This is a genomic window from Terrabacter tumescens (assembly GCF_014646815.1).
GTDB lineage: Bacteria > Actinomycetota > Actinomycetes > Actinomycetales > Dermatophilaceae > Terrabacter > Terrabacter tumescens.
Window position 1 is genome coordinate 35558 of record NZ_BMNZ01000011.1, and the last position, 23689, is coordinate 59246.

21 protein-coding genes are annotated in these 23689 nt (G+C 72.7%); 5 read left to right on the forward strand and 16 right to left on the reverse strand.

Annotated elements, in window-relative coordinates; translation table 11 throughout:
• Positions 1 to 10: 10 nt before the first annotated feature.
• Genes IEY30_RS20515 through IEY30_RS20545 form a run of 7 tightly spaced genes read right to left on the reverse strand, consistent with a single transcriptional unit; the run spans position 11 to position 7804 of the window.
• A complete protein-coding gene (locus IEY30_RS20515; protein ID WP_030203300.1) occupies positions 11 to 361 on the reverse strand; it encodes a hypothetical protein in 351 nt (116 codons plus the stop codon).
• Positions 358 to 1137: a hypothetical protein gene (locus IEY30_RS20520; RefSeq protein ID WP_052359037.1), complete on the reverse strand. Its 780-nt coding sequence runs from the start codon at positions 1135 to 1137 to the stop codon at positions 358 to 360. The genes IEY30_RS20515 and IEY30_RS20520 overlap by 4 nt, the downstream gene beginning before the upstream one ends.
• Positions 1134 to 2270, reverse strand: a complete 1137-nt coding sequence (locus tag IEY30_RS20525) for a glycosyltransferase (protein ID WP_030203305.1) — start codon at positions 2268 to 2270, stop codon at positions 1134 to 1136. Before IEY30_RS20525 ends, IEY30_RS20520 begins: the two co-directional genes overlap by 4 nt.
• Positions 2270 to 3289, reverse strand: a complete 1020-nt coding sequence (locus IEY30_RS20530) for a glycosyltransferase family 4 protein (protein WP_156035491.1) — start codon at positions 3287 to 3289, stop codon at positions 2270 to 2272. The genes IEY30_RS20525 and IEY30_RS20530 overlap by 1 nt, the downstream gene beginning before the upstream one ends.
• Complete coding sequence (locus tag IEY30_RS20535; protein WP_030203316.1) at positions 3286 to 4443, reverse strand: glycosyltransferase family 4 protein; 1158 nt, start codon at positions 4441 to 4443, stop codon at positions 3286 to 3288. Before IEY30_RS20535 ends, IEY30_RS20530 begins: the two co-directional genes overlap by 4 nt.
• Entirely contained in the window at positions 4440 to 5798 is a 1359-nt protein-coding gene (locus tag IEY30_RS20540) for an O-antigen ligase family protein (RefSeq protein WP_030203319.1), read from the reverse strand. Before IEY30_RS20540 ends, IEY30_RS20535 begins: the two co-directional genes overlap by 4 nt.
• On the reverse strand, positions 5795 to 7804 hold the full coding sequence (locus tag IEY30_RS20545; protein ID WP_052359039.1) for a glycosyltransferase: 2010 nt from the start codon (positions 7802 to 7804) through the stop codon (positions 5795 to 5797). Before IEY30_RS20545 ends, IEY30_RS20540 begins: the two co-directional genes overlap by 4 nt.
• A gap of 144 nt (positions 7805 to 7948) precedes the next feature.
• Here IEY30_RS20545 and IEY30_RS20550 point away from each other — a divergent pair, with 144 nt between their 5' ends.
• Complete coding sequence (locus IEY30_RS20550; protein WP_030203328.1) at positions 7949 to 9358, forward strand: tyrosine-protein kinase domain-containing protein; 1410 nt, start codon at positions 7949 to 7951, stop codon at positions 9356 to 9358.
• Positions 9359 to 9427: 69 nt separating this feature from the next.
• On the opposite strand, the gene IEY30_RS20555 is transcribed toward IEY30_RS20550, so the two are convergent.
• Entirely contained in the window at positions 9428 to 9736 is a 309-nt protein-coding gene (locus tag IEY30_RS20555; RefSeq protein WP_030203331.1) for a hypothetical protein, read from the reverse strand.
• Entirely contained in the window at positions 9733 to 10677 is a 945-nt protein-coding gene (locus tag IEY30_RS20560) for a nucleotidyltransferase family protein (protein ID WP_052359041.1), read from the reverse strand. The genes IEY30_RS20555 and IEY30_RS20560 overlap by 4 nt, the downstream gene beginning before the upstream one ends.
• Before the next feature lie 68 nt (positions 10678 to 10745).
• On the opposite strand from IEY30_RS20560, the gene IEY30_RS20565 reads away from it, so the two are divergent.
• A complete protein-coding gene (locus IEY30_RS20565) occupies positions 10746 to 11396 on the forward strand; it encodes a phosphatase PAP2 family protein (RefSeq protein ID WP_156035492.1) in 651 nt (216 codons plus the stop codon).
• 3 nt (positions 11397 to 11399) lie between these two features.
• Here IEY30_RS20565 and IEY30_RS20570 read toward each other — a convergent pair whose 3' ends face one another.
• Positions 11400 to 12461, reverse strand: a complete 1062-nt coding sequence (locus IEY30_RS20570; RefSeq protein WP_030203340.1) for a glycosyltransferase family 4 protein — start codon at positions 12459 to 12461, stop codon at positions 11400 to 11402.
• 115 nt (positions 12462 to 12576) lie between these two features.
• Between IEY30_RS20570 and IEY30_RS20575 the strand changes: the two genes are divergently transcribed.
• On the forward strand, positions 12577 to 13749 hold the full coding sequence (locus tag IEY30_RS20575) for a glycosyltransferase family 4 protein (protein ID WP_030203342.1): 1173 nt from the start codon (positions 12577 to 12579) through the stop codon (positions 13747 to 13749).
• A gap of 30 nt (positions 13750 to 13779) precedes the next feature.
• Here the strand turns inward: IEY30_RS20575 and IEY30_RS20580 are convergent, their stop codons facing one another.
• The 3 genes from IEY30_RS20580 to IEY30_RS20590 all read right to left on the reverse strand — a co-directional run bounded on the left by IEY30_RS20580 (position 13780) and on the right by IEY30_RS20590 (position 17418).
• Positions 13780 to 14793 (reverse strand): glycosyltransferase family 2 protein, encoded by a 1014-nt coding sequence (locus IEY30_RS20580; RefSeq protein WP_162181033.1) that lies wholly within the window; start codon positions 14791 to 14793, stop codon positions 13780 to 13782.
• Positions 14794 to 14840: 47 nt separating this feature from the next.
• Positions 14841 to 16364, reverse strand: a complete 1524-nt coding sequence (locus tag IEY30_RS20585; protein WP_162181034.1) for a lipopolysaccharide biosynthesis protein — start codon at positions 16362 to 16364, stop codon at positions 14841 to 14843.
• Positions 16365 to 16452: 88 nt separating this feature from the next.
• Positions 16453 to 17418: a glycosyltransferase gene (locus IEY30_RS20590; protein ID WP_052359043.1), complete on the reverse strand. Its 966-nt coding sequence runs from the start codon at positions 17416 to 17418 to the stop codon at positions 16453 to 16455.
• Positions 17419 to 17489: 71 nt separating this feature from the next.
• Between IEY30_RS20590 and IEY30_RS22200 the strand changes: the two genes are divergently transcribed.
• The gene (locus IEY30_RS22200; protein WP_081920677.1) at positions 17490 to 19808 is read left to right on the forward strand and encodes a glycosyltransferase family 4 protein; all 2319 of its coding nucleotides are present in this window, start codon (positions 17490 to 17492) and stop codon (positions 19806 to 19808) included.
• On the opposite strand, the gene IEY30_RS20600 is transcribed toward IEY30_RS22200, so the two are convergent.
• Complete coding sequence (locus IEY30_RS20600; protein ID WP_229675125.1) at positions 19805 to 20392, reverse strand: hypothetical protein; 588 nt, start codon at positions 20390 to 20392, stop codon at positions 19805 to 19807. The genes IEY30_RS22200 and IEY30_RS20600 overlap by 4 nt on opposite strands.
• A gap of 53 nt (positions 20393 to 20445) precedes the next feature.
• Between IEY30_RS20600 and IEY30_RS20605 the strand changes: the two genes are divergently transcribed.
• Positions 20446 to 21546: an LCP family protein gene (locus IEY30_RS20605; protein WP_030203356.1), complete on the forward strand. Its 1101-nt coding sequence runs from the start codon at positions 20446 to 20448 to the stop codon at positions 21544 to 21546.
• Positions 21547 to 21567: 21 nt separating this feature from the next.
• Here the strand turns inward: IEY30_RS20605 and IEY30_RS20610 are convergent, their stop codons facing one another.
• Positions 21568 to 22719: an acyltransferase family protein gene (locus IEY30_RS20610; RefSeq protein ID WP_030203359.1), complete on the reverse strand. Its 1152-nt coding sequence runs from the start codon at positions 22717 to 22719 to the stop codon at positions 21568 to 21570.
• Between the two features lies 1 nt (position 22720).
• Entirely contained in the window at positions 22721 to 23686 is a 966-nt protein-coding gene (locus IEY30_RS20615; protein ID WP_030203361.1) for a beta propeller repeat protein, read from the reverse strand.
• Positions 23687 to 23689: the final 3 nt, after the last annotated feature.

Below are 23689 nucleotides of genomic sequence, written 5' to 3' on the forward strand. Positions count from 1 at the left end.
CGTGCCCACATCACGGTTGCGTGACGCCCGAATTGTCGTCTTTATGCCCCTGACCTGCGACGATGAGGTCTTCTTCAACCAGTGCCAGCGTCGCCGAGAGGACCAGCTCGGAGAGGTTTCCGGCGGGTGGCTCCCCCAGCCGGGACCTCAGCTCCACCTCGAGCGCCGCGAGGGTCGTCCCCGACCCGACGGCCTCGAGGACCGCGCTCCCGAGCGGCGAGAGCCGGACGACCCGGTGTCCGGCCGCGCCCTCCACGAGGACGACCGTGCCGTCGTCGGTCGAGTAGGTGTCGCGCAGCTCCCCCGGACGCAGCAACGCCTCGGACGTGAGCGCGGCGGCGCCCTCGCGGTCGGCGCTCACCTCGATCTCCCGAGGACCTCGCGCACGACCGGCTCGACATCGTCGACGGAGTGGTAGCGGATCCGGCGCAGGCCTCCCACGGACTCCACGAGCTCGGCAAGGCGGTGGAGCGGACGGTCGAAGGCCGCCAGCGAGGAGGTCTCCGGCGCGAGCTGGACCAGGGCGTCGAGCACGCCGACGTCCTCGACGACCGGACGCTCGCCCGCCGCCCGGTCGCGCCTCAGCAGCACCAGGCCGGCGAGCCACGGCTCGACCCGGGGCGGGCACAGCCCGAGGGTCCCGGGCGAGATCTCGTCCTTGGGCTGCCTCGGGTGCTCGCGACGCACCGACAGGGGCTTGCAGTAGGGCGCGATGGCGCCATCTGCGGCCACGCCGACCGTCTCGTCGGTGACGTAGCCACGACCCGGGCCCAGCGCCCGCACCAGGGTGGTCTTGCCCGTGCCACCCGGTGCGACCATCGCGATGGTCGCACCGGTCGACTGGTCGCTGAGGGCGGCAGCGTGGAACATCATCAGCTCGCCAGAACGGGCCAGGATCGCCTCACGGGTCACGGACTGCGTCAGCGACTGCAGCGCTGACGCCTTCTCGTCCGGCTCGGCAGCCGGCGACAGGGAGGGGGGTCTCACCCCGGGAGCGCCGGGAACTGCTTCCGTGCGGCACGCCGACCAGGCCTGCTCGACGGGCAGGCGCAGGCGCTCGTCGGGCACCTCGATGGCCACCGTGGCCCCCAACGCCCGGACGTGGACCACGAACGGCGCAGCAGCGTCGGTGGTCATGAGGCCGACCTCCCAGCGTGCAGCCGCCCGAGGATCTCGCGCATCTGGTCGACCCGGCGCGACCAGTCCGCCGAGCTCTCGCGCGCTCGCTGCGTCGCCACGGGAGACGCCACGGCGCCGACGACCGCGTGCGCGAACTCTGCAGCACCCACGACCGTCACGAGGTCGTCGTCCACGTCGCGGAAGCCTGCCACCGGCGTCGACACGACGGGCCGCCCTGCAGCCTGGTACTCGTAGAGCTTGATCGGGTCGAGGCTGTCGGTGAAGGGTGTGACGACGTGGGGCACGACGAGGACGTCGGCGTGCTGGAGGTAGGCAGGCACATCCACACTCGGACGCGCCCCGAGCAGGAGTGCCCCCGCCTCTTCGAGTCGCGAGCGCTGTTCTGCCGCAAGGGCATCGGGCCCCACGAGTACCAGTAGGGCCGAACCCGCGAGCGCCTGCGCCGTCTGCACGCACAGGTCGACGTCGAGTCGGTCGTCGTGCAGCGTCCCGACGTAGACGGCGACCGCGCCGGCCGGCAGGTCCGCGGGGCGGTCGTGGTCGACGAGGTAGGCCCGCGTGTCCACGCCGTTGGGCACGAGCGTCACGGGACGCAGCGCACCCTTGCTCTCCTCGAGCGCGTGCGAGCAGACGACCACCTCGTCGCAGCGGCCGAGCAGCACCTGCTCCTGGGCCACGATGCGGTCGGTCTCGGCGCTGGACCGGTCGGCCAGCGTCCAGTCGTCGGTGATGTCGTAGAGCGAGGGCCACTGGGTCGCCTCGACGAGGAGTGATCCCCGCGGGTCGTTGACCCAGAGCACGGGGTCGGCCAGGTCGAGCGTCCGCGCCGCCCGCAGCACCTGCTTGGCCCAGCGCTCGTCGAGACGGCGGTCGACCCGCCGGGGCAGCCACTTGGTCGGCTCGAGCAGCCAGAGGGCGCCGGCACGGATCCCGTCGAGCGACGGTCCTTCGCGCAGTCCCCGACCCAGTCGCGGAGCGGATGCTCCCAGGGCCGCGTGAAGCGGGTCGGTGGCCGGCTCGACGAAGAGCACCCGCAGCCCCGGGTCGCGGCGGAGGAGCCCGGCGATGAGGTGCTGGTTGCGGCGCCACACGCCGTCCCACGCCTCGAGCGAGGTCACGACGAGATCCATCAGCGCACCCCCCGATAGACCTCGGCGGTCCGCTCCGCCTGGTGCGAGGGCGTGAAGTGGGCCCGCTGGACGCGCTGGAGCTCGGCGCCGTACGCGTCACGGTGGGCGGCGTCGGTCGTCAGGACCGTCAGCAGCTCGCTGGCCCGGACGACGTCCCCCGGTGGATGCAGGGCAGCCGCCGCCGCCGCGCCCACCGTCTCGAGGTGACCTCCCGCGCCCACCGCGACGACCGGCAGCGCGGCGGCCATGGCCTCGAGCACCGTGAGCCCGAGCCCCTCGACCCGGCACGGGGCGAGGAGCACGCCGGCGGACTCCATGAGGGCGAGCACGTCGCGGCGGTGCCCGAGGAACCGGGTGGACCCGCCGATGCCGAGCTCGCCCGCGAGGGCCACGAGTCGGGCCCTCTCCGCCCCGTCACCCGCCACGTCGAGCCGCCAGCCCCGTCCGGCGGCACCCGAGAGGGCGAACGCCCGCATCGCCACCTCGGTGTCCTTCTCACGCTCGAGCCGCTGCGCGACGAGGACCACCCGCTCGCGCTCCGCGGCCGGCCGGGTGGCCGTGATCGAGTCGACGCCCGGGTGGATGACGACACTGGCACCGGAGATGGTGTCGGCGACGTAGTGGCTGATCGAGATCTGCGCGTCGACCCGACGGCCCGCCGCGCTCCCCACCACGGCGGACACAGGGTTGCTGCCGCGTTCGCTCGCGAAGTGCCGCGTCACGACGAGAGGTGTGCGCACCCCCACCATCGCTGTGGCACAGGCGATCTCGGCCGCCGTCATGTGCGCGTGGACCACGTCGGAACCCGGAGCCCAGCGGCGCACCGCCAGTCGCACCTGCGAGACCGTCGTCGCGGGCAGGATGCGCACTCGCGGCCCGCAGGCGACCGCCATGTGCCCGGGATCGCCTCCGATGACGAGCACGTCGTCTCCGGCGAGCACCTGTGCTCGCGCCAGCCGCGCGACATGGCTCTCCACACCGGCGAACGCGTCGGAACGGACCGCGTGGACCACCCTCACCGTGACCGACCGGCCTCGCGCTGACCGACGCTGCCGTCGGACCCCAGCCGGTCGAGGACCTCGAGGTAGCGCCGAGCCACCGACGCCCACGAGTGATCCTCGGCGCTCTCCCGAGCCGCCCGCCGGGCGGTCTCGGGGTCGAGCTCCAGGGAGCGACGCAGTCCGTCGGTGAGCGAGCCCACGGACGCCTCGACGACGGCACCGTTGACGCCGTCGACGACGACGTCGGGCACGCACCCGGTTGCCGTGGCGACGACCGGGACGCCACAGGCCAGGGCCTCGAGGACGACGAGACCGTAGGACTCGTACGCGCTGGGCATGGCCAGCACGTCGGCCGCGTGCAGCCACGGACGCGGGTCGGCGTGGGCGCCCGCGAACCGCAGCCTGTCCCCCATCGACACGGCGGACGCGCGCCGGGCCTCGGCCGCGACGAGGTCGGGGGTGCCTCCGACGACGACGAGGCGCACGCCGGGCTCGAGTGCCGCCACGGCGTCGACGAGCCGGGGCAGGCCCTTGCGACCGAACTCGTTGCCGATGAAGAGCACCATCCGTTCGTCGGGCCCGATGCCGAGGTCCTGACGGGCTGCTGCACGCTCGGCCGAGGTCGGGGGCCGGAACCGCTCGGTGTCGACGCCGTTGCCGATGACGACGGTGGGGATGGCGAGACGGGGATGCAGCTCACGGAGCAGGCGCTCCTCGTCGCTGACGAGGTTGACGACGAGCCGGTGCGTCCCTGGGCGGGAGTAGCGCACACGGTCCCTCGTCGTGGTGAACAGGTGCACCGGGTTGCGGACCAGCCGGAGGCGGTGGTGACCGCGGGCCATCATGGCCGCCTCGACGAGACCGTGGTTGACGTAGACGTCACCGACCATGGCGTCGTTGTGGCAGACCGACAGCTGCTCCGGGTGTGCGTGCAGGAAGCGCCGGGCGCGCCGGGTGCCGACCGTCGAGAACCACACCACCCGTGCGACCAGGGCCAGCCGGCCGGCCACACCGCCCCCGGGCTGCGGGAGCCACGCGCCCCCGGCCTCGGCGAGGGTGAAGCGGCGCACGTCGACGCCGAGACGCTGCCACTCCTGCTCGAGGTGGTGGGCGACCGCCCCGACCCCCGTGCCCGGGCCGATCTCGGGCGTGATCTGGATGATCGTCGTCATGCGACCCCGGCCGCGACGTGTGGTGCTGGCGAGGCGGGCAGCAGCCGCGCGTCGGCCGCCTGCCGTTCGCGTTCGGCGTGCCAGCAGGCGCCGAGGCAGATCCCGAGCACGACGAAGGGCACCGAACCCTGCACCGCAGACCAGAACAGGTCGAATTGACCCTGGACCAGACGGGAGACGAGGACGGCGACGGCGAGCGAGCCGTAGGCGGGGTCGAGCCTCCACGCGACCCGGAGCGCGACGACCATGAGGACGACGAAGGCCGCGAGGCCGAGGACGCCGGCGGAGGTGAGCACCTCGATCTCGGCGTTGGGCGGCTGGAACTGGAACGGGAACCGGTCGGTGTACCACCACCGCAGCCCGACACCGAACCACGGGTCCGAGCTCCACACCGTCATCGAGTCCTGGAACCAGGTGAGGCGCTGGAACACGGAGTTGAACTGGTTGCCGTTCTGGACCTGGTCCTGCACGAGGTTGGTCACGAAGAGCACGACGGGCGCCAGCAGCAGCAGGATGACCCGGGAGCGCTTGCGGTCGCTGTCGCTGCGCAGCACGAGGATCACGACGGCGGCGACGAGTCCGATCAGCGCCTGGCGGGACTGGGTGAAGAGCACCGCGGCCAGGAGCACGGAGCCGAGCACGAAGGACCACCTGCGGTTGATCCCCACCCAGGCCGGTCGGGCGTAGACCATCACGGCCCCCGTGGCGCACACCGTGCCGGCGAAGTTCTTGTGCATGCCGTACGGGAAGCTCGGGTAGACCGGCGAGAAGTCGCCCTGGGCGAAGTGGACGCTCCCCTCGACCACCGTGATGACGGCGAGCAGCGTCATCGTCGCGACGAGGAGGCGGATGCCGAGCCGGCCGTGCCCGTTGGCACCGACCGCCCAGCCCACGAGCAGCGACCCGGACACCATCATCCAGGCGTGCGCCCACTCCACGACGTTGGCGGCATACGGGTTGTTGACGACCGTGACGAGCGTGGCGAACTGGTAGATCGCCGAAGCCCACAGCACGGCACGCAGGCCCGACGAGAACGGCCGGCGCGCGAGCAGCAGCGCCGGCACCGCTGCGGCGGCGAGCGCGAAGTCCGAGAGGGAGAGGTCGATCCCGCCGCTGCCGACGCGCAGCACGACGAGCAGCACCGGGAGCACCGCGACGGGGATGAGGCCGGGCTGGACGGCCGTGAGCCCGATCGCCAGCACGGCCACGGAGATGATGACCGCCGCCTCGGGCACCGTGACCGCGAGCCGTCCGACCGTCGCCACGAGGGCGACACCGCCGAGCACGAGCGCGAAGCGGGCCAGCAGGTCGGTGCGCCCGGGACCCCTGAAGCGCTCGGGAACGAGAGTGGTCACAGGGCCCCCACCCCGGCCGACTGCTGTCGCCGCGAGTCCTCGGGCCGCACCTCGGAGCGTGCCGGTCCGGCGAGGTAGAGGCGCAGGCGCGACCGCGCCGAGCGACCGCGCTCACCGGGGAGTACGACGCCGCGCACCGCGGAGCCGACGACCTGTCCGGCCCGACCCACCTGCCATCCGAGGGCGCCGTGGTGCTTGCGCAGGTAGACCTCCTGGGCAGCATGGAAGTGGCCCTCGCGGGACACCGGGTCTGCACTGGTCGCGGCGCCCACGTGCGTGGCACGCGCCGTCGGCACCAGCGCGTGCCGCCAGCCCAGCCGGGCGGCGCGGTGGGCCCAGTCGGCCTCCTCCGCGTAGAGGAAGAAGCGTTCGTCGTCGAAGGGGCCGACGTGGTCGACCGCCTCCCGACGGAGCAGCAGCACCGAGCCGATGACGTAGCGGTTGCGCCGCAGCCGACCGAGTCCGACCGCCTCGACCCAGGTCGCCACCGGCGACGGGAAGGGCCACTCCACACGGGACGGCCTGCCACCGGAGTCGACCTGGACCGGCCCGACGCTCGCGAGGTCGGGCTCGGCGAGCAGCACTCTGTGCAGTGCCGCCACGTCGTCCTCGTGCACGACGGCGTCGGGGTTGACGAGGAGGACGTCGGCGTCGGGGTCGATCCGGCCGAGCGCGACGTTGACACCGGCGCCGAAACCGCCGTTGCGGCCCGGGTCGACGTAGTCGGCGCCGGCCTGCTCGACCACGGCGCGCACGTCGGGCGACGACGAGTTGTCGACGACGGTGACCGACAGCCCGCGCAGCGGGGCGAGCGTCTCGGCGAGCAGGTCGGGCCGGCCGTAGGCGACGACGACGACCTCGAGCGCCCGATCCTCGACCTTCTCCCCCTCGACATCAGCCCGCTCTGCCCACTGCTTGGTGGCGGCGCGGTACATCACCTCGTGCTCGAGGGCGATCCGGTCCCACGACGTCGCGGCGGCGCGCGCCAGGCCCGCCTCCCGCAGCCGGGCAGCCACCTCCGTGTCATGGACCACGTCGGAGAGCGCCTTGGCGAGCTCGATCGCGTCACCCTCGGGCACGACGAGGGCCGCGGCGCCGACAACCGCCGGCAGGGCGCCGCTGTCGCTGACGACGACGGGCGTGCCACAGGCCATGGCCTCGATCGCCACCCGGCCGAACTGCTCGACCCAGGACGAGGTGGTCAACGACGGGACGGCCAGGACGTCGAGCGAACGGTAGAAGTCGGGCAGGTCCTCGGGCGCCAGGGCGCCGACCATCTCGACCCGGTCGGCGATGCCGAGAGCATCGGCCGTGGCTGCCAGCGCAGCCCGCTCGGGACCGTCCCCTGCGAGGCGCACCCGGAGCCCCGGCTCGAGGGCTGCGGCACGCAGCAGCACGTCGACGCCCTTGGCCGCGTCGAACCGACCGGCGAACCCGACGACGGGCGCCCGACCCGGCGTCACGGCATACGTGCTCGTCGGCGTGAAGGTGGTGAGGTCGGTGCCGAGGTCGATCGTGCGGGCCCGGCCCGCGAAGCCCTTGCGCTCGACGATGCGGCCTGCGCCGTCGTTGCACACGTGGACCCCGCTCGCGTGGCGCAGCGCGGCGCGCTCGAGCCAGCGGAAGGGCACCGGGTAGTGCTTGTCGATGTTCTGGGCGGAGTAGAGCAGGTAGGGCGCGCGCTGCCGGCGCAGCCAGCGCAGGGCCAGCACCTCGGCGGTCGCGAGCGCGAAGGGCTCCTCGTGGATGTCGATGACGTCGACCGGCCGACCGAGGGCGCGCCAGAGCGGACGCGGGTCGTAGAGGAACAGAGCCGGGTGCGAGCCGAACGTGCGAGCCGGTGCCACCGCCTCACCGGGGCGCGCGGACAGGGTGACGCGACGCCCGCCCTCCGACCACTGCGCGGCCGACACGACGTCGACGCGGTGGCCGCGGCGACGCAGCGCCCGCTCCCGCTCACGCCACGTGTCCACGACCGCGCTGTGGGACACCCGCAGTGCCCACATGGCCTCACCCTCTCTCCCCGTGCCGTCCCCCGGCCGTCCGCGGCCGATCCCGGCCGTCCCCCGGATGTCCCGGACTCGGCACAACCTCTTGGATGATATGGGAGGATCGCGGCACGTACTGGCGAGTTGGGGCATGGGGGAGACATGACGTTCCGGGAGTTCCTGGGCGTGCTGGGGGCACGGTGGCGGATCATCGCGGTGACCCTGCTCGCCGTGGTCGCGGCTGTCGCCGTCCAGACGATGCTGACGCCTGCCGTCTACGCGTCCAGCTCGAAGATCTACCTCCGGGCGACGCAGCCGGCGAGCTCGAGCACCAACAACCAGGTCGCGACCTATGCCGTCTCGGCCAGTGACCTGGCCACCTATCTCGAGGTCCTCACGTCACCGTCGGTCATGGACCCGCTGCGCACCCGGCTGGGACTGCCGGCCAACTATCCCCTGTCGGTCTCGGGCGAGGTGTCCCAGACCTCCAACATGATGACGATCACCGCGATCGGCGGTGACGCCCAGCTCGTGGCGCGGGTCGCCGCAGAGGTCGGCCCGGTGCTGGCCGACGTGGCGACGAAGAAGTTCTCACCGCTGCTGGCCGCCAACGGCCAGTCGGTCGAGGCGACGACGATCACGCCGGCCGAGGTGCCCGGCGCGCCGACGTCGCCGAACGCCAAGCGCAACCTCGCCCTGGGTGGGCTGCTCGGGCTCGCCCTCGGCATCGGGCTCGCGCTGCTTCGCCACACCCTCGACACCAAGGTGCGCACCAAGGAGGACATCGCGGCCCTGTCGAGCCGGCCCATCCTCGGTGACCTGCCGATGGTCAAGTCGGTCAAGGGCGGTCTGCTGTCGCTGGAGAGCGACCCGCACGGCCGGCACGCCGAGGCGATCCGGCGCCTGCGCACCAACATCCTCTTCGTCGACGTCACCACCGGCGGACACTCCTTCGTCGTCACATCCTCGGTGCCCGGGGAGGGCAAGACGACCACGACGATCAACCTCGCGCTCGCGATGGCCGATGCCGGCTCCAAGGTGCTGCTCATCGACGGGGACCTGCGCAACCCCTCGGTCGCCAGCACGATGGGGCTCGACGGGTCGTTCGGTCTGACGACGCTGCTGCTCGGGCAGGCCGACCCGGACGACGTCGTCCAGCGCTGGCGCGAGACGACGCTGCACGTCCTGCCGGCCGGACCCGTGCCCCCGAATCCGAGCGAGCTGCTCGGCTCGGAGCCGATGGAGGCCCTCTTCGGCAAGCTCTCGCACGAGTACGACTTCATCCTCGTCGACAGCCCGCCGGTCGTGCCCGTCATCGACGCCGTGCTCATCAACAAGCTGACGCACGGGCTCATCATGGTCGTCGGCGCCGAGCGCACGAAGAAGCGCGACCTTGCGAGTGCCGTCCAGTCCCTCGAGACGGTCGACGCCCCGGTGGCCGGCTTCGCGCTCAACATGGTGTCGGCCGGATCGTCGACGGCCCACCGCTACGGCTACTACGGCTACAACCGCGACTCCGGCGTCAAGCTGAGCCGGCGCGAGCAGCGCGAGCGGGAGGGCCGCCACGCCTGAGCCGTCGGGGCCAGGCGTGTTCGGACCACTCCGGGCCGACGCGTGATCACTCCGTCCGCGGGACCGGCGTCACTGCGGCGCGTCGGCCCCGTCGACCTGGTCGTCCCCGTCGACGGGCACGAGCAGCTGTCGGGCGCGCAGGTCGGCGACGAAGTCCTCGACGTCGGCCGCGATGACGTCCTCGGCATGCCCGACCGCGGCGGCCACCCGTGAGAGCCAGCCGGCGGCCGGGGCCGCCGTCGCCTCGGCCCAGATCACCGCGGCGGCGCCCTCGAGGACGAGGAGCGGACCACCGGGGAGCCGGGCGACGTAGACGGTCCCGCTGTCCCCGTCGACGGTGACGCCGGCGTCGGGACCCGGGCGGAAGGCGCCGCTCACCGGTCGTCCGTCGCGGGCGGGACGGGCTCCCGGTGCCTCGCACCCGCGCGGCCCAGTGCCGTACCCGCGCGGCGCGTGACCTGCTCACGCAGGCCGCGCACCGGCCGCTCGAAGAACTCCGCGACGACCTCGCGCCGGCTGACCGGCCGTCCCCGCACGATCGTCAGGTGCTCGACGTTGACGAGGACCGACCGGGCGGCGACGGCGAGCTTGGTGCGCGCGCCCCGGGCGGCGCGCACGCGCGCCCGCCACTCGTCCATGCGCGTGCCCCCGCGCGACGCCACCCGCCAGAGGTCGTATGCCGGGTCGTCGCGGTGCTCGTCCAACGTCCCTGTGATGACGGAGAACCCGAGCTCGGCGTCGAGCCGCCGGACCCACTCGAGGATCTGCTCGCGGTCGTCGGGACCGGCCGCGGTCCACACCCACTCGACGTCGTTGGCGGCCTTGGGGTCGGTGCCTCCTCGTGCGGCGTGCAGGAGCAGGAGGGCGGCCTGGGCGGCGCGCGACGGCACGGCGCAGTCCCTCCCCCCGATGACGGTGGTGGTGCGTGCGGACCACAGCGTGTCGAAGGCCTGCTCGGGCGTGGGGCCGGTGCCGGGATAGATCCGGTGCAGGTCGAGGAGACCGAAGTCCTTGTGCCGCAAGGTTGCCGAGTGCTCGAAGGACGACCCGTAGGCGAAAGTGTTGATGAGCTCCCAGTCGTGGCGGCGCAGCTCGTCGAGCAGCATCCTCACCTGCTGGGGCCGCGCGAGCACGTCGGCGTCGGAGAAGCCGCGACCGGGCACGAGGGTCGGGTCGAGCGCTGCACCCTTGACGTGGATCAGGTCGGCGCCGCACCGGTCGGCGATCCACTGGAGGCTGGCGTGCGCGAAACCGATGCGGACCTCGAGAGGCACGGACGCGGCCGGTGCGGGGCCCTCCGTCGCCTCCTGGGTTGCCATCTCGCGAACCCCCATAGACTCCGAACTGACTGGTCGATCGCACCCTAACAGGCCTGCAGGAGGCGCACGTGTCGCATCGCGATCGGCTGCGTTTGGCCCTGGCGGCGGTCGTCGGGGCCGTCGCCTTCGTCGTCGTGGCGCTCGTGTCGACGCGCACGGGAGCAGGGGTGTCGGTCGACGCCACGGTGCGGGGGTGGATCCTCAACGGGGTGCCCGCGGCGCTGCGCCAGGGCCTGGACCACGTGGCCCGTCCCCTCGTCATCGTCGTGCTCGCGCCGGTGGTCGTGGTGCTCGCCCTGCTCGCCCTCGTCCGGCGCAGCTGGCGCCGGGCGGTCGCCGGGCTCGTCGTGCCGGCCGCTTCCACGATCGTCGCGCTGGAGGTCCGGGTGCGGGACGTCTTCGGGATCGGTGGCGACGCCTTCCCCTCCAACCACGCGGCGGCCGGCATCGGCCTGCTCGTGGGCGTCTCGGTCGTCTGGCCGCGCCCCGTGACGCGCCGTGGGCTCGTCGCCTTGACCGTCGCCGCCGTCGTCGTGGCCCTGGGCAACGTCACGTGGTACGCCCACCAGCCCCGCGACGTCCTTGGCAGCCTCCTGCTCGTGGGCACCGTGACCGCAGCGACGGTCGCGGTCCTCGGTGGGGACGCCGCCAACCTCGACGACGACCTCGACGACGACGTCAGCCGGTCCGCGGGTCGGGACGATGGGGCACCGGGCTGAGCCTCAGCCCCCGACGGCGCACCAGACCCGGGCGTGCCCCTCGGCGCTCGCCTCCCAGGTGAAGGCCCGCGACCGCTCCTGTCCGCGTCGGGCCATGGCCTCGACGTCGCTCCCCCCGCCCAGCACGTCGAGCACCCCCTCGGCGAGGGCCGCTCCGGTCGGCTCGACCAGCAGGCCGCCGTCGCCGACGACCTCGGGCAGCGACGACCGGTCGGAGGCGACGACGGGGACCCCCGCCGCCATGCCCTCGAGGGCCGGCAGGCCGAACCCCTCGACGAGCGACGGGACGACGACGACGGCTGCGGCGGCATACAACCTTGGCAGGATGTCGTCGGGGACACGACCCACAAGACGCACGCCCGGGAGCGAGCCGAACAGCTCGGTCCGGCGGGGATGTGGTGGCCCCGCGAGCACGAGTGCGACATCGGGTCGCGCGGCCCGCACGAGAGGCCAGGCCGCCGCAAGCGCCGGCAGGTTCTTGCGCTCCGAGGCGCCGCCGGCCGTCAGGACGAAACGACCCTCAATCCCCAACGCGGCCAGGGCATTGGGTTCGAGCGCCTTGGCCGAGAAGAAGCGGTCCTCGACGCCGTTGGGGACGACGACGGGGTCCGCGACCCCGAGCAGCTCGACAGCCTCCGACGCCGTATAGGCGGACACACAGACGACGGCCGCGGCTCGGCGAAGCTCCTCCGCAGCTGCGGCGACCGGTGCCGACTCGTCGGAGTAGCGCCACGCCACGACGTCGTGGAGGGTGACGACCTCGCGAGGCGCCGGCGGGAGCTCGAGGTTCATGCGGTGCACCAGCCCGCGGCCCGCATAGGTCAGGCGCCCTGCCGCCGCACGGGCACGCGGCGACGCGTGCCCGAGCCAGCCCATTGGCAGCCGGATGGTGCCCGGGAGAGGGGACCGCAGTGACCGGGCGACGGCGTGGCGCACCTGCCACGACTCATCCGGGCCGCTGAGCGCCTGGAGCGCCTTCGCCGCGCGAGCGACGATGTGCCGCTCATACGCCTGCGCACCCATGGGCACCGCAGTGGCGGTCGTGGCGATCGTGAGCCGGGGCACGCGTGATCCTGCCTGTCGGGGTCATGGAGAAGGGGCGGACGGGTCTGCCCTCGCATCGTAGGGTGAGACCGCACTGAGGCCGGCTGATCGCACGGCACGACGGACAGGAGACCCGATGGGTGGTGGCGCAGGCGCCCGAGTCGCCCTCGTCACGTCGTCGTACCATCCCCACTTCGGCGGGGTGGAGTCCCACGTGCGCAATGTGGCTCGCGAGCTGCGTCGGATCGGGACCGACGTCGAGGTGTGGACCGTCGACCGCGGCGAGCGCCTCGGGACCACCGAGCTCGACGGGATTGTCGTGCGGCACCTGCCCACTCCCCTGCCCGCCCGTTCCGGCCGGGCCTTGGCAACCTTCGCTGCCGCGAGTCCTCGCGCTTGGCGCGCCTGGCGGTCGGCCTTCCGCACCTTCCGACCGGATCTGCTCCACGTCCAGTGCTTCGGACCCAACGGGCTGTATGCGGCAGCGCTGGCTCGACGGACCGCGACCCCCTTGGTGCTCTCCGCGCACGGCGAGACGTTCATGGACGACTACGACGCCTTCGGCGCCTCCGCCCTGATGCGCGAAGGACTGCGACGCACCATCGCCGCAGCCGCGATGACCACCGGGTGCTCCGAGCAGGTGCTCGGCGACCTGCGTGACCGGTTCGAGCTCGTCGGCGGGGTCGTGGTGCCCAACGGAGTGGGCCCGGCCCCGACGTCGCCACCTCACGGTGTGCTGCCTGCCGATCTCGACCTCGACGCGGCCCCGCTCGTCCTCGGAGTGGGCCGCCTCGAGACCACGAAGGGCTTCGATCTTCTGGTCGAGGCGTTCGCCGCCCTCGACCCCGCTCTCGGCGCACGCCTCGTCCTCGGCGGGGACGGGTCGCAGCGCGAGGCGCTGCGCGCCCAGGGCCAGCAGCTCGGGCTCCGCGGCCGCCTCAGGCTCGTCGGACCGCTCGACGAGGCGGCGGTGCACACGTGGATGCGGCGAGCCGACGTCGTGGTCATGCCGAGCCGCCGCGAGGCCTTCGGGATCGTGGCGCTCGAGGCTTGGCGAGCTGGGACACCGTTGGTGGCAACGACTCTCGGAGGCCCTGCGTCATTTGTCACCGACGGGGCCGATGGAGTCCTTGTCGACCCGGTCAACACCGGCGCCCTGACGTACGCGATCGAGTCGGTGCTACGCGACCATGACCGTGCCGCCGAGCTGGCCGCGAATGGTCTGACCAGCGTGCGGCGCTACACGTGGGCGTCGGTCGCCCGCATATACGGGGAGCTCTACGACCGCGCGGTGCAGAAAGCCCGATGACCCCTGATCCGCCCAGCCCCGTGGTCGCCGTCAGTCCGGTGACCGCTGCCCGCCCGCGCGACCCCGGTGGCGCCAGCGCCAGGCAACGGGTTCGGGGATCAGGACGAGGAGGCGGTCCCGCCAGCGGGGAAGCAGACGGGCCGCGGCCCAGAAGCCCTGGATGGCCGCGCTCGGGCGACCGTTCCGGACGAGCGACCAGGCCATCTGCCTCACCTCGCGCCGGTAGACGGGACCGTAGCTCTCGAGCGGGCGGGGCGCCACGTCGCCGACCAGCTCCCAGAGCGTGAGTCGGGCTCGCACGAGGTCGGCCATGGCGTTGCTCGCCGCGTCGCGAGTGGTTTGCGCCGCGTGGGCGCGATAGAAGAGCAGGCGCTCCCCCATCAACTGCCACTCGGTCCGGGACGCGACGAGGGTCAGCAGCGCATGGTCGTCACCGGGGCGCAGGCCGGCGGGGACGGCCGGCAGCGACTGCAGTAGGTCACGGCGCACGACGCTGGAGCCGATGACGCCACGGTTGCGCTCGAGCATCAGGGCGAGGCTGTCGCCGTCGATGTCGAGGTAGCCGAGGTCGTTGCGCGGCACGGCTGTCGCGGCCGCGGCGACGAGCTCGTCCACCGTCGACCCGACGAGCTCGACCGCCAGGGTGCCGACGTCGTCGACCCCGCTGGCCGGCGCGGTGAAGGTCCAGAACCCCGAGCGGACCGCCCGGCAGCAGGGGTGGTCGGACACCCAGGCCGCGACGCGCTCCTGCTTGGCCGGGTGCCAGAGGTCGTCGTCGTCGAGGAAGGCGACCCAGGTCGCCGTTGCGTGGTCGATGCCGACCTGTCTGGCGTGAGCTGCCCCGCGAGGCTCCTCGACGTCCAGCACCTCGACCTGCGGACGGGCGCGTGCCAGCAGGCGGGAGGCCTCGGCGATGCCGTCCATGACGACCAGGACCCGGGCGGGCGGGCAGGTCTGGGCCAGCACGCTGTCGACGGCGGCGAGCAGCAGGTCCGGATGCCGGCCGTGGCTGGGAATGACGACGTCGTAGTCGAACAGTTCCATCCGATGGACCTCCTTTGTCTCGTCGGAGCTCAACGGGTCGTTGATCATCAGTCAGGCCCAGACATCCAGCCCAGGACGCGGCCCATGACCCGGCCCACGCTCGACGGCAGGGCGCGCCCGACCGCGCCACGGTCCTCCGCGCTCAGACCCGAGCCCATCACCCGCATGAGGACGACGCAGAGGACCGCCCCGACCAGTCCCGCACCGATCGCGCGCAGCAGCACCGGCCCGGTCAGGAGGACCCAGCCGAAGTACGCGCCCAGAGCGCAGACGGCTCCGATGAAGGCAGGCAGCGCATCCCGCAGGGCTATACGTACCGGTAGACCCAAGGCCCGCAGCTCGCGTCCGCTGAGGATGCCGAGCGTCGTCAGGGCTCCACCGGCGTTGGCGATGACGGCGCCCCACGCGCCGAGCCCCGGGATGAGCAGGACGGCGAGCCCGAGATCGACGACGAGGGCCACGAGGTTGGCGGCCAAGATGGCCTTGCCCGACAGCCTCGCCGAGACGAAGGCGAAGACCGGGCCGCCGACCGTCGCGAACCCGGCGGAGATCCCGAGCGCGAGCACGACCGGCGACGCGGCGGCGAACTCCTCGCCGTAGAGCACGGGGACGAGCAGGGCGAGCGGGGCGAGCCCGGTCGCGAGGATGAGCGCCACGACGGTGGAACCCGCTCGCGTCACCCGTCGGAAGGCCGGCTCGACGGCGCCCTCGTCGACCTCCCGGAGGCCCGAGATGGCCGGGATCAGCGGACCGACGAGCGCCTGCGCCGGGGCGAAGGCATGCACGGCCAGCCCGAAGGCGAGGGCATAGATCCCGAGCTCCGCGGGCTCGGCCAGCCAGTTCATCACGAAGACCTCGCTGCGTGACGAGACCAGCCCGCTGACGACGCCCGCGAGACCCATCGGGACGGCGAAGGCCCAGAACCCCGGGGGCAGCCCGCGCGGCAGGATCGGGCGCAGCACGGCGACGCGGTAGGCGGGGGCGACCCGGAACAGGCAGAGCCCGACGGCCAGCCCAACGACGACGAGACGGGTCGCCCACACCGCGTCGGGCGTCCGCACGACCAGGGCGACCACGAGCACGGCGGCCTGCGTGGCGATCGTCGTGACGAGCGCGATCTTGGCGCCGTCAGCCGTCTTGTTCTCGATGCCGAGGCACGCTGCGCCGCCGTCGAGCGCGGCCGGGAGCACGACCCCGAAGACGAGCGCCACCGCCATCGCCTGCGGCGGCACGTCGGCGACGAGGAAGACGACCGTCGCGACCACCGGCATGACGACGAGGAGTCGGAACCCCTGCCACTGGGACAGCAGGCGCGCGACGTCGGCGGTGCGGCCGGCGGCGTGAGCCTTGGCGCCGAACTGGATGACCGCAGTCGCGACGCCGCTCGTCAGCAGGGCGCCGACGAACTCCATCAACGCCGTCAGCAGTGCGAGCCTGCCGTAGTCGGAGGCGCCGAGCACCCGGGCGACCACGAGGTTGACTGCGAACGCCACCGGGATGCCGACAAACGTGTTGACGACGGTCCACGCGGCGCCGCGGACCGCACGCTGCTGGAGGTGGCCTGCGCTCATGGCCTCGGCGCCATCGGTCGGCGCCTCGTCAGGCCCTCGGCCCTGGGGCACGGTGTGGTCGGGCTCCCCCGGTGCGGTCGAGGACACCTCAGGTGTGGCGCCGGTCGTCGATCCGCGTGCGGATCGCTGCGGTGGTGCCGGCGGCGAGGCCACCGAGGGTCGCCGACGCGTGCAGGGCCTTGCCGCCGACCGAGCGCACCCGCTGGCGAGGCGTGCGCTCGCCGTCGATGACCGCCCGCGCGCCCTCGACGACGCTGCCGCCGACACCGCGCAGGGCCGTGCCGTAGTAGCGGCGCAGGATCGGGGCCCCGAGGCCATAGGTGTGCGAGAGCAGCACGACATGGTTGCGGTGGCCGTAGAAGGTGTAGCGCACGTCGAAGCGACGTCCCCGGGTGTAGGGCGCCGCGACGTGCTCGACGAGGGCCGTGGGGGTGTAGACCACTCGGTGGCCGGCGCGTCCGAGGCGCAGCATGATGTCACTCTCCTCGCGCAGGCAGGTGCCCGGGAAGAGGTCGACGATGCCGCCGATCTGCTCGAGGGCCGAGCGGCGCACGGACATGTTGGCGCCGAGCACGTGGTCGACGTCGAGGTCCCGGCCGGTGTCGGCCGCGAAGTTGCCGGTCAGGGTCCCGTCGGGCAGCAGGCGACCGACGGCGTCGAGCCCCTCGTGCTCCTCGCCCGGTCGTCCGTTGCTGGCGCGCCCGCCGACGGCCCCGACGGCCGGGTCGGCGTAGCGGGCGACGATGTTCTCGAGCCAGTCGGGCTCGGCGTAGGCGTCGTCGTCGATGAAGGCGATGATCTCGGACCGTGTCTCGGCCACGCCGATGGCGCGCGAGGTCGCGAGGGTGCCCGGGCCGGCGTCGTTGCGGATGTAGCGCACGCCGGGGAAGTCGGCCACGACGTCGGCGGTCAGGCGGTGGGGCGAGGAGTCGACGACGACGACCTCGTCGGGGGTGAGCGTCTGGCGGCTCAGGTGCTCGAGGCAGGTCCGCACGTTGTCCGGGCGGTTGAACGTCGCGACGACCACGTCGACGGAGGGCGAGGAGGCCAGCATGAGCGGCAGTATGTCAGCAAACCTCCGCGGATCGACCCGGTTCGCGAGGGTCCGCGGATACCCTTCGGGACGTGCCGCCAGCCCCCGCTCGTCGCCCCCGTCCCGTGCGCGTGGCCGTCCTCGACCACACAGCTGAGCTCGGGGGCGCGGAGCTGGCGCTCGTGCGGTCGCTGGAGGCGCTCGACCCCACGGTCGTCGAGCCGGTCGTGGTCCTCTTCTCGTCCGGGCCGCTGGAGGAGCGCCTGCACCGGGCGGGTCACCGGGTGGTGGTCGTGCCGCTCGACCCGGGCGTGCGTGACGTGGGCCGGGCCGCGGGTCCGGTCACCGTGGTGCGCTCGGCGGTCGCCGGTGCCGGCTTCCTCGGACGCCTGGTGCGCACGCTGCGAGGGCTGGACGTGGACGTCGTCCACACCACCTCGCTCAAGGCCGACCTGCTGGCCGTGCCGGCCGCGCGGCTGCTCGGTCTCCCCCTCGTCTGGCACGTCCACGACCGGATCGCCGAGGACTACCTGCCGGCTCGGACCGTCCGCGCGTTCCGGGCCCTGGCCCGTCGCGTGCCGTATGCCGTGGTCGCCAACTCGGCGGCCACGGCGGCCACCCTGCCGGGGGCCAGACGCCTGACGGTGGCCCACCCGGGGCTCTCGCCCGAGCAGGTGGCCGGGTCGGTGCGACGCCACCAGCCCGAGGGGCCGCCGGTCGTCGGGATGGTGGGGCGCCTCAGCCCGACCAAGGGCCAGCTCGTCCTGGTCCGCGCCGCCCGACGCGTCGTCGACGTCCGCCCTGACGTGAGGTTCCGGCTGCTCGGGGCAGCGGCGTTCGGCGCGGAGGACTACGAGCGCGAGGTGCGCGGCGAGATCGACCGCCTGGGGCTGGCAGACGTCGTCGAGCTCACGGGTTTCGTCGCCGACCCACGTCCCGAGCTCGACAGGCTCACCGTCTGCGTCCACGCGTCGACCGTCCCGGAGCCCTTCGGGCAGGTCGTGACGGAGGCGATGGCCTGGGGCGTCCCGGTCGTGGCGACGCGCGGGGGCGGGGTCGACGAGATCGTGCGCACGCAGCCTCCCGGCGCGGACACCGGGCTGCTCGTCGCGCCGGATGACGACGCGGCCCTGGCCGCCGCGGTGCTCGAGGTGCTCGACCGTCCGGCCGAGGCGCTCGAGCGGGCAGCGCGCGCCCACGCCGACGTCGCGAGCCGCTTCCGCGCCGACCGCGGAGCGGCCATTCTGACCCGGGTGTGGCTGGAGTCCGCCGGTGCGCGCCCCTTCCCCGCGCCGTCCGAGAGCGACCGTCCGCGCGTCGCCATCGCGCACGACTACCTGACCCAGCGCGGTGGCGCCGAGCGCGTCGTCCTCGCGCTGCACCGTGCCTTCCCCGACGCGACGATCCACACCACCCTCTACGACCCCGACGGCACCTACCCGGAGTTCCGCGACGCGAGCGTCGTCGTCTCGCCCATCGACAAGATCGCACCCTTGCGCCGTGAGCACCGCGCTGCGCTGCCCCTGCTCCCGTATGCCGTGTCGCGCCTTCGCGTCGACGCCGAGGTCGTCGTCGCGTCGAGCTCCGGCTGGGCCCACGGCGTGCCGGCGACCGGGCGCAAGCTCGTCTACTGCCATGCTCCCGCCCGGTGGCTCTACCAGGCCGACGCCTACCTCGGCGACGAGGCAGGGAGCTCGGCCAAGGCGGGGGCGCTGTCGGTCCTGAGCGGGTGGCTGCGCCGCTGGGACCGTCGGGCGGCCTCGTCCGCGGACCGCTACCTCGCGAACTCCACCGTGGTCCGCGAGCGCATCGCGACGGCCTACGGCATCGACGCGGAGGTGCTCGCCCCGCCGTACGGTATCGACCCCGCCGACCCGCAGGAGCCGGTCGCGGCCCTCGCGGACTGGGCGGAGGCCGGCTACCTGCTCGTCGTGTCGCGGCTGCTGCCCTACAAGAACGTCGACGTCGCGGTCGAGGCCGTGCGCGGGCTGCCCGAGCGGCTCGTCGTCGTCGGCGCCGGGCCGCTCGAGGCGCGGCTGCGCGCGGAGGCGCCCGACAACGTGCGGATCGTCACAGGCTTGACCGATGCCGAGCTGCGCTGGACCTACGCCCACGCACGCACGCTCCTCGCACCGAGCCTCGAGGACTTCGGTCTGACCCCGCTCGAGGCGGCGGCCTTCGGGGTGCCGACCCTGGCCCTGCACGCGGGTGGCTACCTCGACACGATCGACGAGAGCGTCAACGGCGCCTTCTTCGAGGAGCCGACCACCGAGGCGGTGCGCGCGGCCGTCATCACCGCTCGAGATCGCGGGTGGGACGCCGCGGCGATCCGCACCCACGCCGAGCAGTTCTCCGAGACCCGCTTCCGCGAGCGCATCCGGTCCGAGGTCGAGCGACTGCTCTCTCCCTAGCCGATGGCGTGGACGACGAAGAACCAGCCCATGACCGGGGCGCCGACGGCCAAGGCGATTGCGAGCACCCGTAAGGCAGCCGCGTGGCTGTAGACCTTGGCGACGACGGCCGCGACGAGGCCGACCACCAGGATGGCGAGCGAGACGTTGGCGAAGAGCGCACTCAGCTCGACGATCTCGGGCGACTTCGTGACGTTTGCGATGGTCGCCGCCTTGCCCACCGGTCCCCATGGGGCCGGGAGCGGCACCTGGGCGATGAGGAGCGCGGCGACCGCGAGCAGGTCGGTGCGCAGGTGGGAGCGGCGCAGCGCCGACGCCTGACGCCGGCTGCGCAGCGACGGCTGCACGGCGGGCACCGGCTGGCTCAGCGCACGCGGCAGGGTGAGCAGCAGACCGCCGAGACCGGCGAGACCGGCGAGGAACGCGGCATACAGCTTGGGACGACCGTCGGAGGCGAAGTCGAAGACGGTCACGAGCGGCACCGTGGCGTGCATGAGCAGCCACACCAGCACCACGAAGCCGACGGCACCACCTGCCACGAGGGGGACGTCGGCGTTCATTCGTCGCGTTCGTCCTCCGGGCATGCGGGACAGTGTAAGCAGCCGTGGGATGTCCTCCCGACACCTACACTGGCGCCGTGGACAGCACCCGTGAGCGCGACGCCGACCTGTTCGAGCGTGACGAGACCGACGGCCCCGACGGGGCCGACGGCGGCTCCGGGGGCTCCGGCGACGACTGGGACGGCGGCGCCGCAGCCGACGGTGGTTCCGGGCGTCGGGAGAAGAAGCGCAACCGCAAGGTGCTCGTCGCCGCGCTCGTGCTGCTGCTCGTGCCCGTGCTGGCCGTGGGCGGCTACCTCGCCTGGCTCAACCACATCGTCACGAACAACGTGAAGCAGGAGCTGCTGCTGCCCGACAGCGGGACGGACAGCCAGCCCACCGACAAGAACGGCAACGTCGTCGCGCAGCCGACCGGCAGCGGCACCAACTACCTCATCATCGGCAACGACGCCGGACCCGACCGGGTCGGTGCCCGCTCGGACGTCATGGTGCTCGTGCACGTCCCCGAGGACCACTCGCAGGTCACCCTCATCCACTTCCCCCGCGACCTCTACGTCTCCATCCCGGGCAAGGGCAAGAACAAGCTCAACGCGGCGTACGCGTTCGGCGGGGCTCCGCTGCTCGTCAAGACGATGCAGAACATGCTCGGCATCCGCATCGACCACGTCGCCATGCAGGGCTTCGAGGGCTTCAAGGCCATGACCGACGCCGTCGGTGGCGTCGACGTCGACGTCGAGGAGCCGAGCAAGGACAACGGCTACGACTTCACCGTCGGCACCATGCACATGACGGGCGACATGGCGCTCGCCTTCGTGCGCGAGCGCAAGCAGCTGAGCGAGGGCGACATCTCCCGTGGCCGGCGTCAGCTCGCCTTCATCAAGGCCCTCATGCTCAAGACGCTCAACAAGGACGTCCTGCTCAACCCGGTCCGGCTCAGCGAGTTCGCCGACGCGGCGACGAAGAACCTCACGGTCGACCAGAAGCTCGACGTCGGCACGATGCGCTCCGAGGCCTTCGCCCTGCGTGACCTGCGCGGCGGCGACATCCGCTTCATCACGGCGCCGTTCACGGGATTCGGCACGAGCCCGCAGGGCGCGTCGATCGACATCGTCGACGAGGTCAAGATGGCCGACCTCGGCGAGGCGATCCGCAACGACGAGCTGGCCTCGTACAAGTAGACGAAGCCCGCCGGCGGCGGCTCATCTCGGTGGTTCCCACCCCCGTGAGCCCTCGAGAGGGGCGAGCACGTCGGCAATAGCAGCCCCAGCAGGGGAGTTGTCGACCTTGGGCGCCAACCTCGCTTTGCGCCTCAGGAAGGGGCGCTCGATGTAGGTGTAGGACACGGCAGCGAGCGCGATGCTGAGCGCCGCTCCCACAAGTCCCTTCATGCCCACGGGTAGGCCCAGATCCACCTGGTGCATCATCAGGCTGATGACCGGAAAGTGGATCAGGTAGATGCCGTAGGCCCGGCGCCCGGTCCACCTCAGCGGCTTCCAGGAGAGACAGGTGCTCGCGAGGCTGCGCGGTGCGCAGACCAGTGCGCAGACCACGAGCGCGGAAAGCAGCCCAGGGACGCTCTTGACGCCTGAAAGCCACGCGGAGTCCAGCTTCAGCGGGGCGAAGGCAAGAACGGTGAGAACGACGAGGGCGACAGGTCCCGCCACGCGGATCGGCCGAGCCACGGCTGCGCGGACGCGATCATTGTCGAGCGCCACGGCCAGGACGCACCCGAGAACGATGGGCGCGGCACGCAGGTACGAGGCGCGCACTCCGTCGAGATCACCGGGCCAGGGCGTCAGCAGGATTCCGAGGGCGAGTGCCGCAGCCACGACGGAGGCCATGCGGCGGCTGCGTCGACGCGAAAGCCATGCTGCGACGAGAACCGGCCACACGAGGTAGAAGTGCTCCTCGATGGAGAGCGTCCAGGTGTGCTCCAGTAGCGGCGCCGGATGACCACTGTAGATCCACCAGTTCGAGAGGTACAGAAGTGAAGCCGCGGCCCCCGGCACGACAGCACCGACCCGGCCAGTCACGACGCTCAGGCCCACCACCGCCAACACCACCGTCACCAACGCCGGCACCAATCGAAGTGCCCGCCGCAGGTAGAAGGCCGAGAGAGTGATGCCGCCGGTCAACCGGTGCTCTCGAAGCAGGAGGCTCGTGATCAGGAAGCCACTCAAGGCGAAGAAGACATCGACTCCCACGAAGCCGTTGGCGCCCCACCCCGTCGCGGTGTGGAAGAGAACGACGGAGAGAACCGCGATTCCACGGAGTCCGTCCAGCCCCGGCCAATGAGGCACCGCCTCACCGCGACTGCGCGCGGCACCCCCTGTCCCCCCGCGCTCGTCCATGTCATGCATGCTTCCACGACGTCAGGTCGCCCCGGGCGCGAAAGGTCTGGTTGCCCGCGACGATCCAGCCCGCACTCTCGGTGACCGACAGCCCGACCTCGCCGCGCGGCACGTTCGGCACGGCCACGCATGCGACGACGTCCGCGGTGCGGCCCTTGGCGACCTCGACGAGCTGGACGCCCTTGCACGCGCTGACGACGCGCACGGCATACGTCTTGAGGCTGTTGTCGGCGATGAGGTTGCTGAGGGCGACCGCGCCGGGAGCGTCGCCGGAGTCGGTCCACGTCGAGCCGCCGTCGCCGGTCAGGACGACGGAGCCGTCGGCGCACAGCGCCTGTGCCTGCGACGCGGACGTGCGGGACAGGTCGAGCACGGCGCCGTCGCCGCACGGCGTGGCGGCGCTCTCCTTGGGGGTGAGCACCTGGGTCGGCTCGTCGAGGCGCCGGGCCCAGCCCCCGACGACCGCAGTGGGCGCCTGCCAGGTCTGGCCCGCGTCGCGGGACGCGTACTGCTTGAGGGTGCAGTCGGCGCCGGCCCCGATGGTGAAGGCGCGGGTCGAGTCGAGCGGCTGCACACGCGTGACGGCTCGCGTGGGCGAGCGCACCTTGGTCCAGCTCTGTCCGCCGTCCGTCGTCAGCTCGAGGGTGGCACCGCCGCGGTCGCAGGTGCCGGTCGTGGCGCGCCAGGCGGTCGCGGCGTCGAGGGCGGAGACGAGCCGGGAGACCGGGACGGCCTTGCCGCCGCCCGACGTCGCGCCCGTGCCGCCGCTCCCACCTGTCGGGCGCGTGGTCGACGTGGCGCGTGGCGTGGAGGTCGCGGGAGTGCTCGTGATGAGCTCCGCGGTCCGCGTCGTCGACGTCACGGGCACGTCCTCCGACGGGCGCCCGGCACGCAGCGCGAGCGCAACGAGCCCGACGTCGACCGCGAGGAACGCCACGAGACCCGCCGTCGCGACTCGACTCTTCATTGC

Coding starts and splice junctions, on each gene's coding strand:
- IEY30_RS20520 (WP_052359037.1), bottom strand. CDS start 1,137: ATGACCACCGACGCTGCTGCGCCGTTCGTGGTCCACGTCCGGGCGTTG.
- IEY30_RS20525 (WP_030203305.1), bottom strand. CDS start 2,270: ATGGATCTCGTCGTGACCTCGCTCGAGGCGTGGGACGGCGTGTGGCGC.
- IEY30_RS20535 (WP_030203316.1), bottom strand. CDS start 4,443: ATGACGACGATCATCCAGATCACGCCCGAGATCGGCCCGGGCACGGGG.
- IEY30_RS20545 (WP_052359039.1), bottom strand. CDS start 7,804: ATGTGGGCACTGCGGGTGTCCCACAGCGCGGTCGTGGACACGTGGCGT.
- IEY30_RS20550 (WP_030203328.1), top strand. CDS start 7,949: ATGACGTTCCGGGAGTTCCTGGGCGTGCTGGGGGCACGGTGGCGGATC.
- IEY30_RS20560 (WP_052359041.1), bottom strand. CDS start 10,677: ATGGCAACCCAGGAGGCGACGGAGGGCCCCGCACCGGCCGCGTCCGTG.
- IEY30_RS20575 (WP_030203342.1), top strand. CDS start 12,577: ATGGGTGGTGGCGCAGGCGCCCGAGTCGCCCTCGTCACGTCGTCGTAC.
- IEY30_RS20580 (WP_162181033.1), bottom strand. CDS start 14,793: ATGGAACTGTTCGACTACGACGTCGTCATTCCCAGCCACGGCCGGCAT.
- IEY30_RS20585 (WP_162181034.1), bottom strand. CDS start 16,364: ATGAGCGCAGGCCACCTCCAGCAGCGTGCGGTCCGCGGCGCCGCGTGG.
- IEY30_RS20590 (WP_052359043.1), bottom strand. CDS start 17,418: ATGCTGGCCTCCTCGCCCTCCGTCGACGTGGTCGTCGCGACGTTCAAC.
- IEY30_RS20600 (WP_229675125.1), bottom strand. CDS start 20,392: ATGCCCGGAGGACGAACGCGACGAATGAACGCCGACGTCCCCCTCGTG.
- IEY30_RS20610 (WP_030203359.1), bottom strand. CDS start 22,719: ATGGACGAGCGCGGGGGGACAGGGGGTGCCGCGCGCAGTCGCGGTGAG.
- IEY30_RS20615 (WP_030203361.1), bottom strand. CDS start 23,686: ATGAAGAGTCGAGTCGCGACGGCGGGTCTCGTGGCGTTCCTCGCGGTC.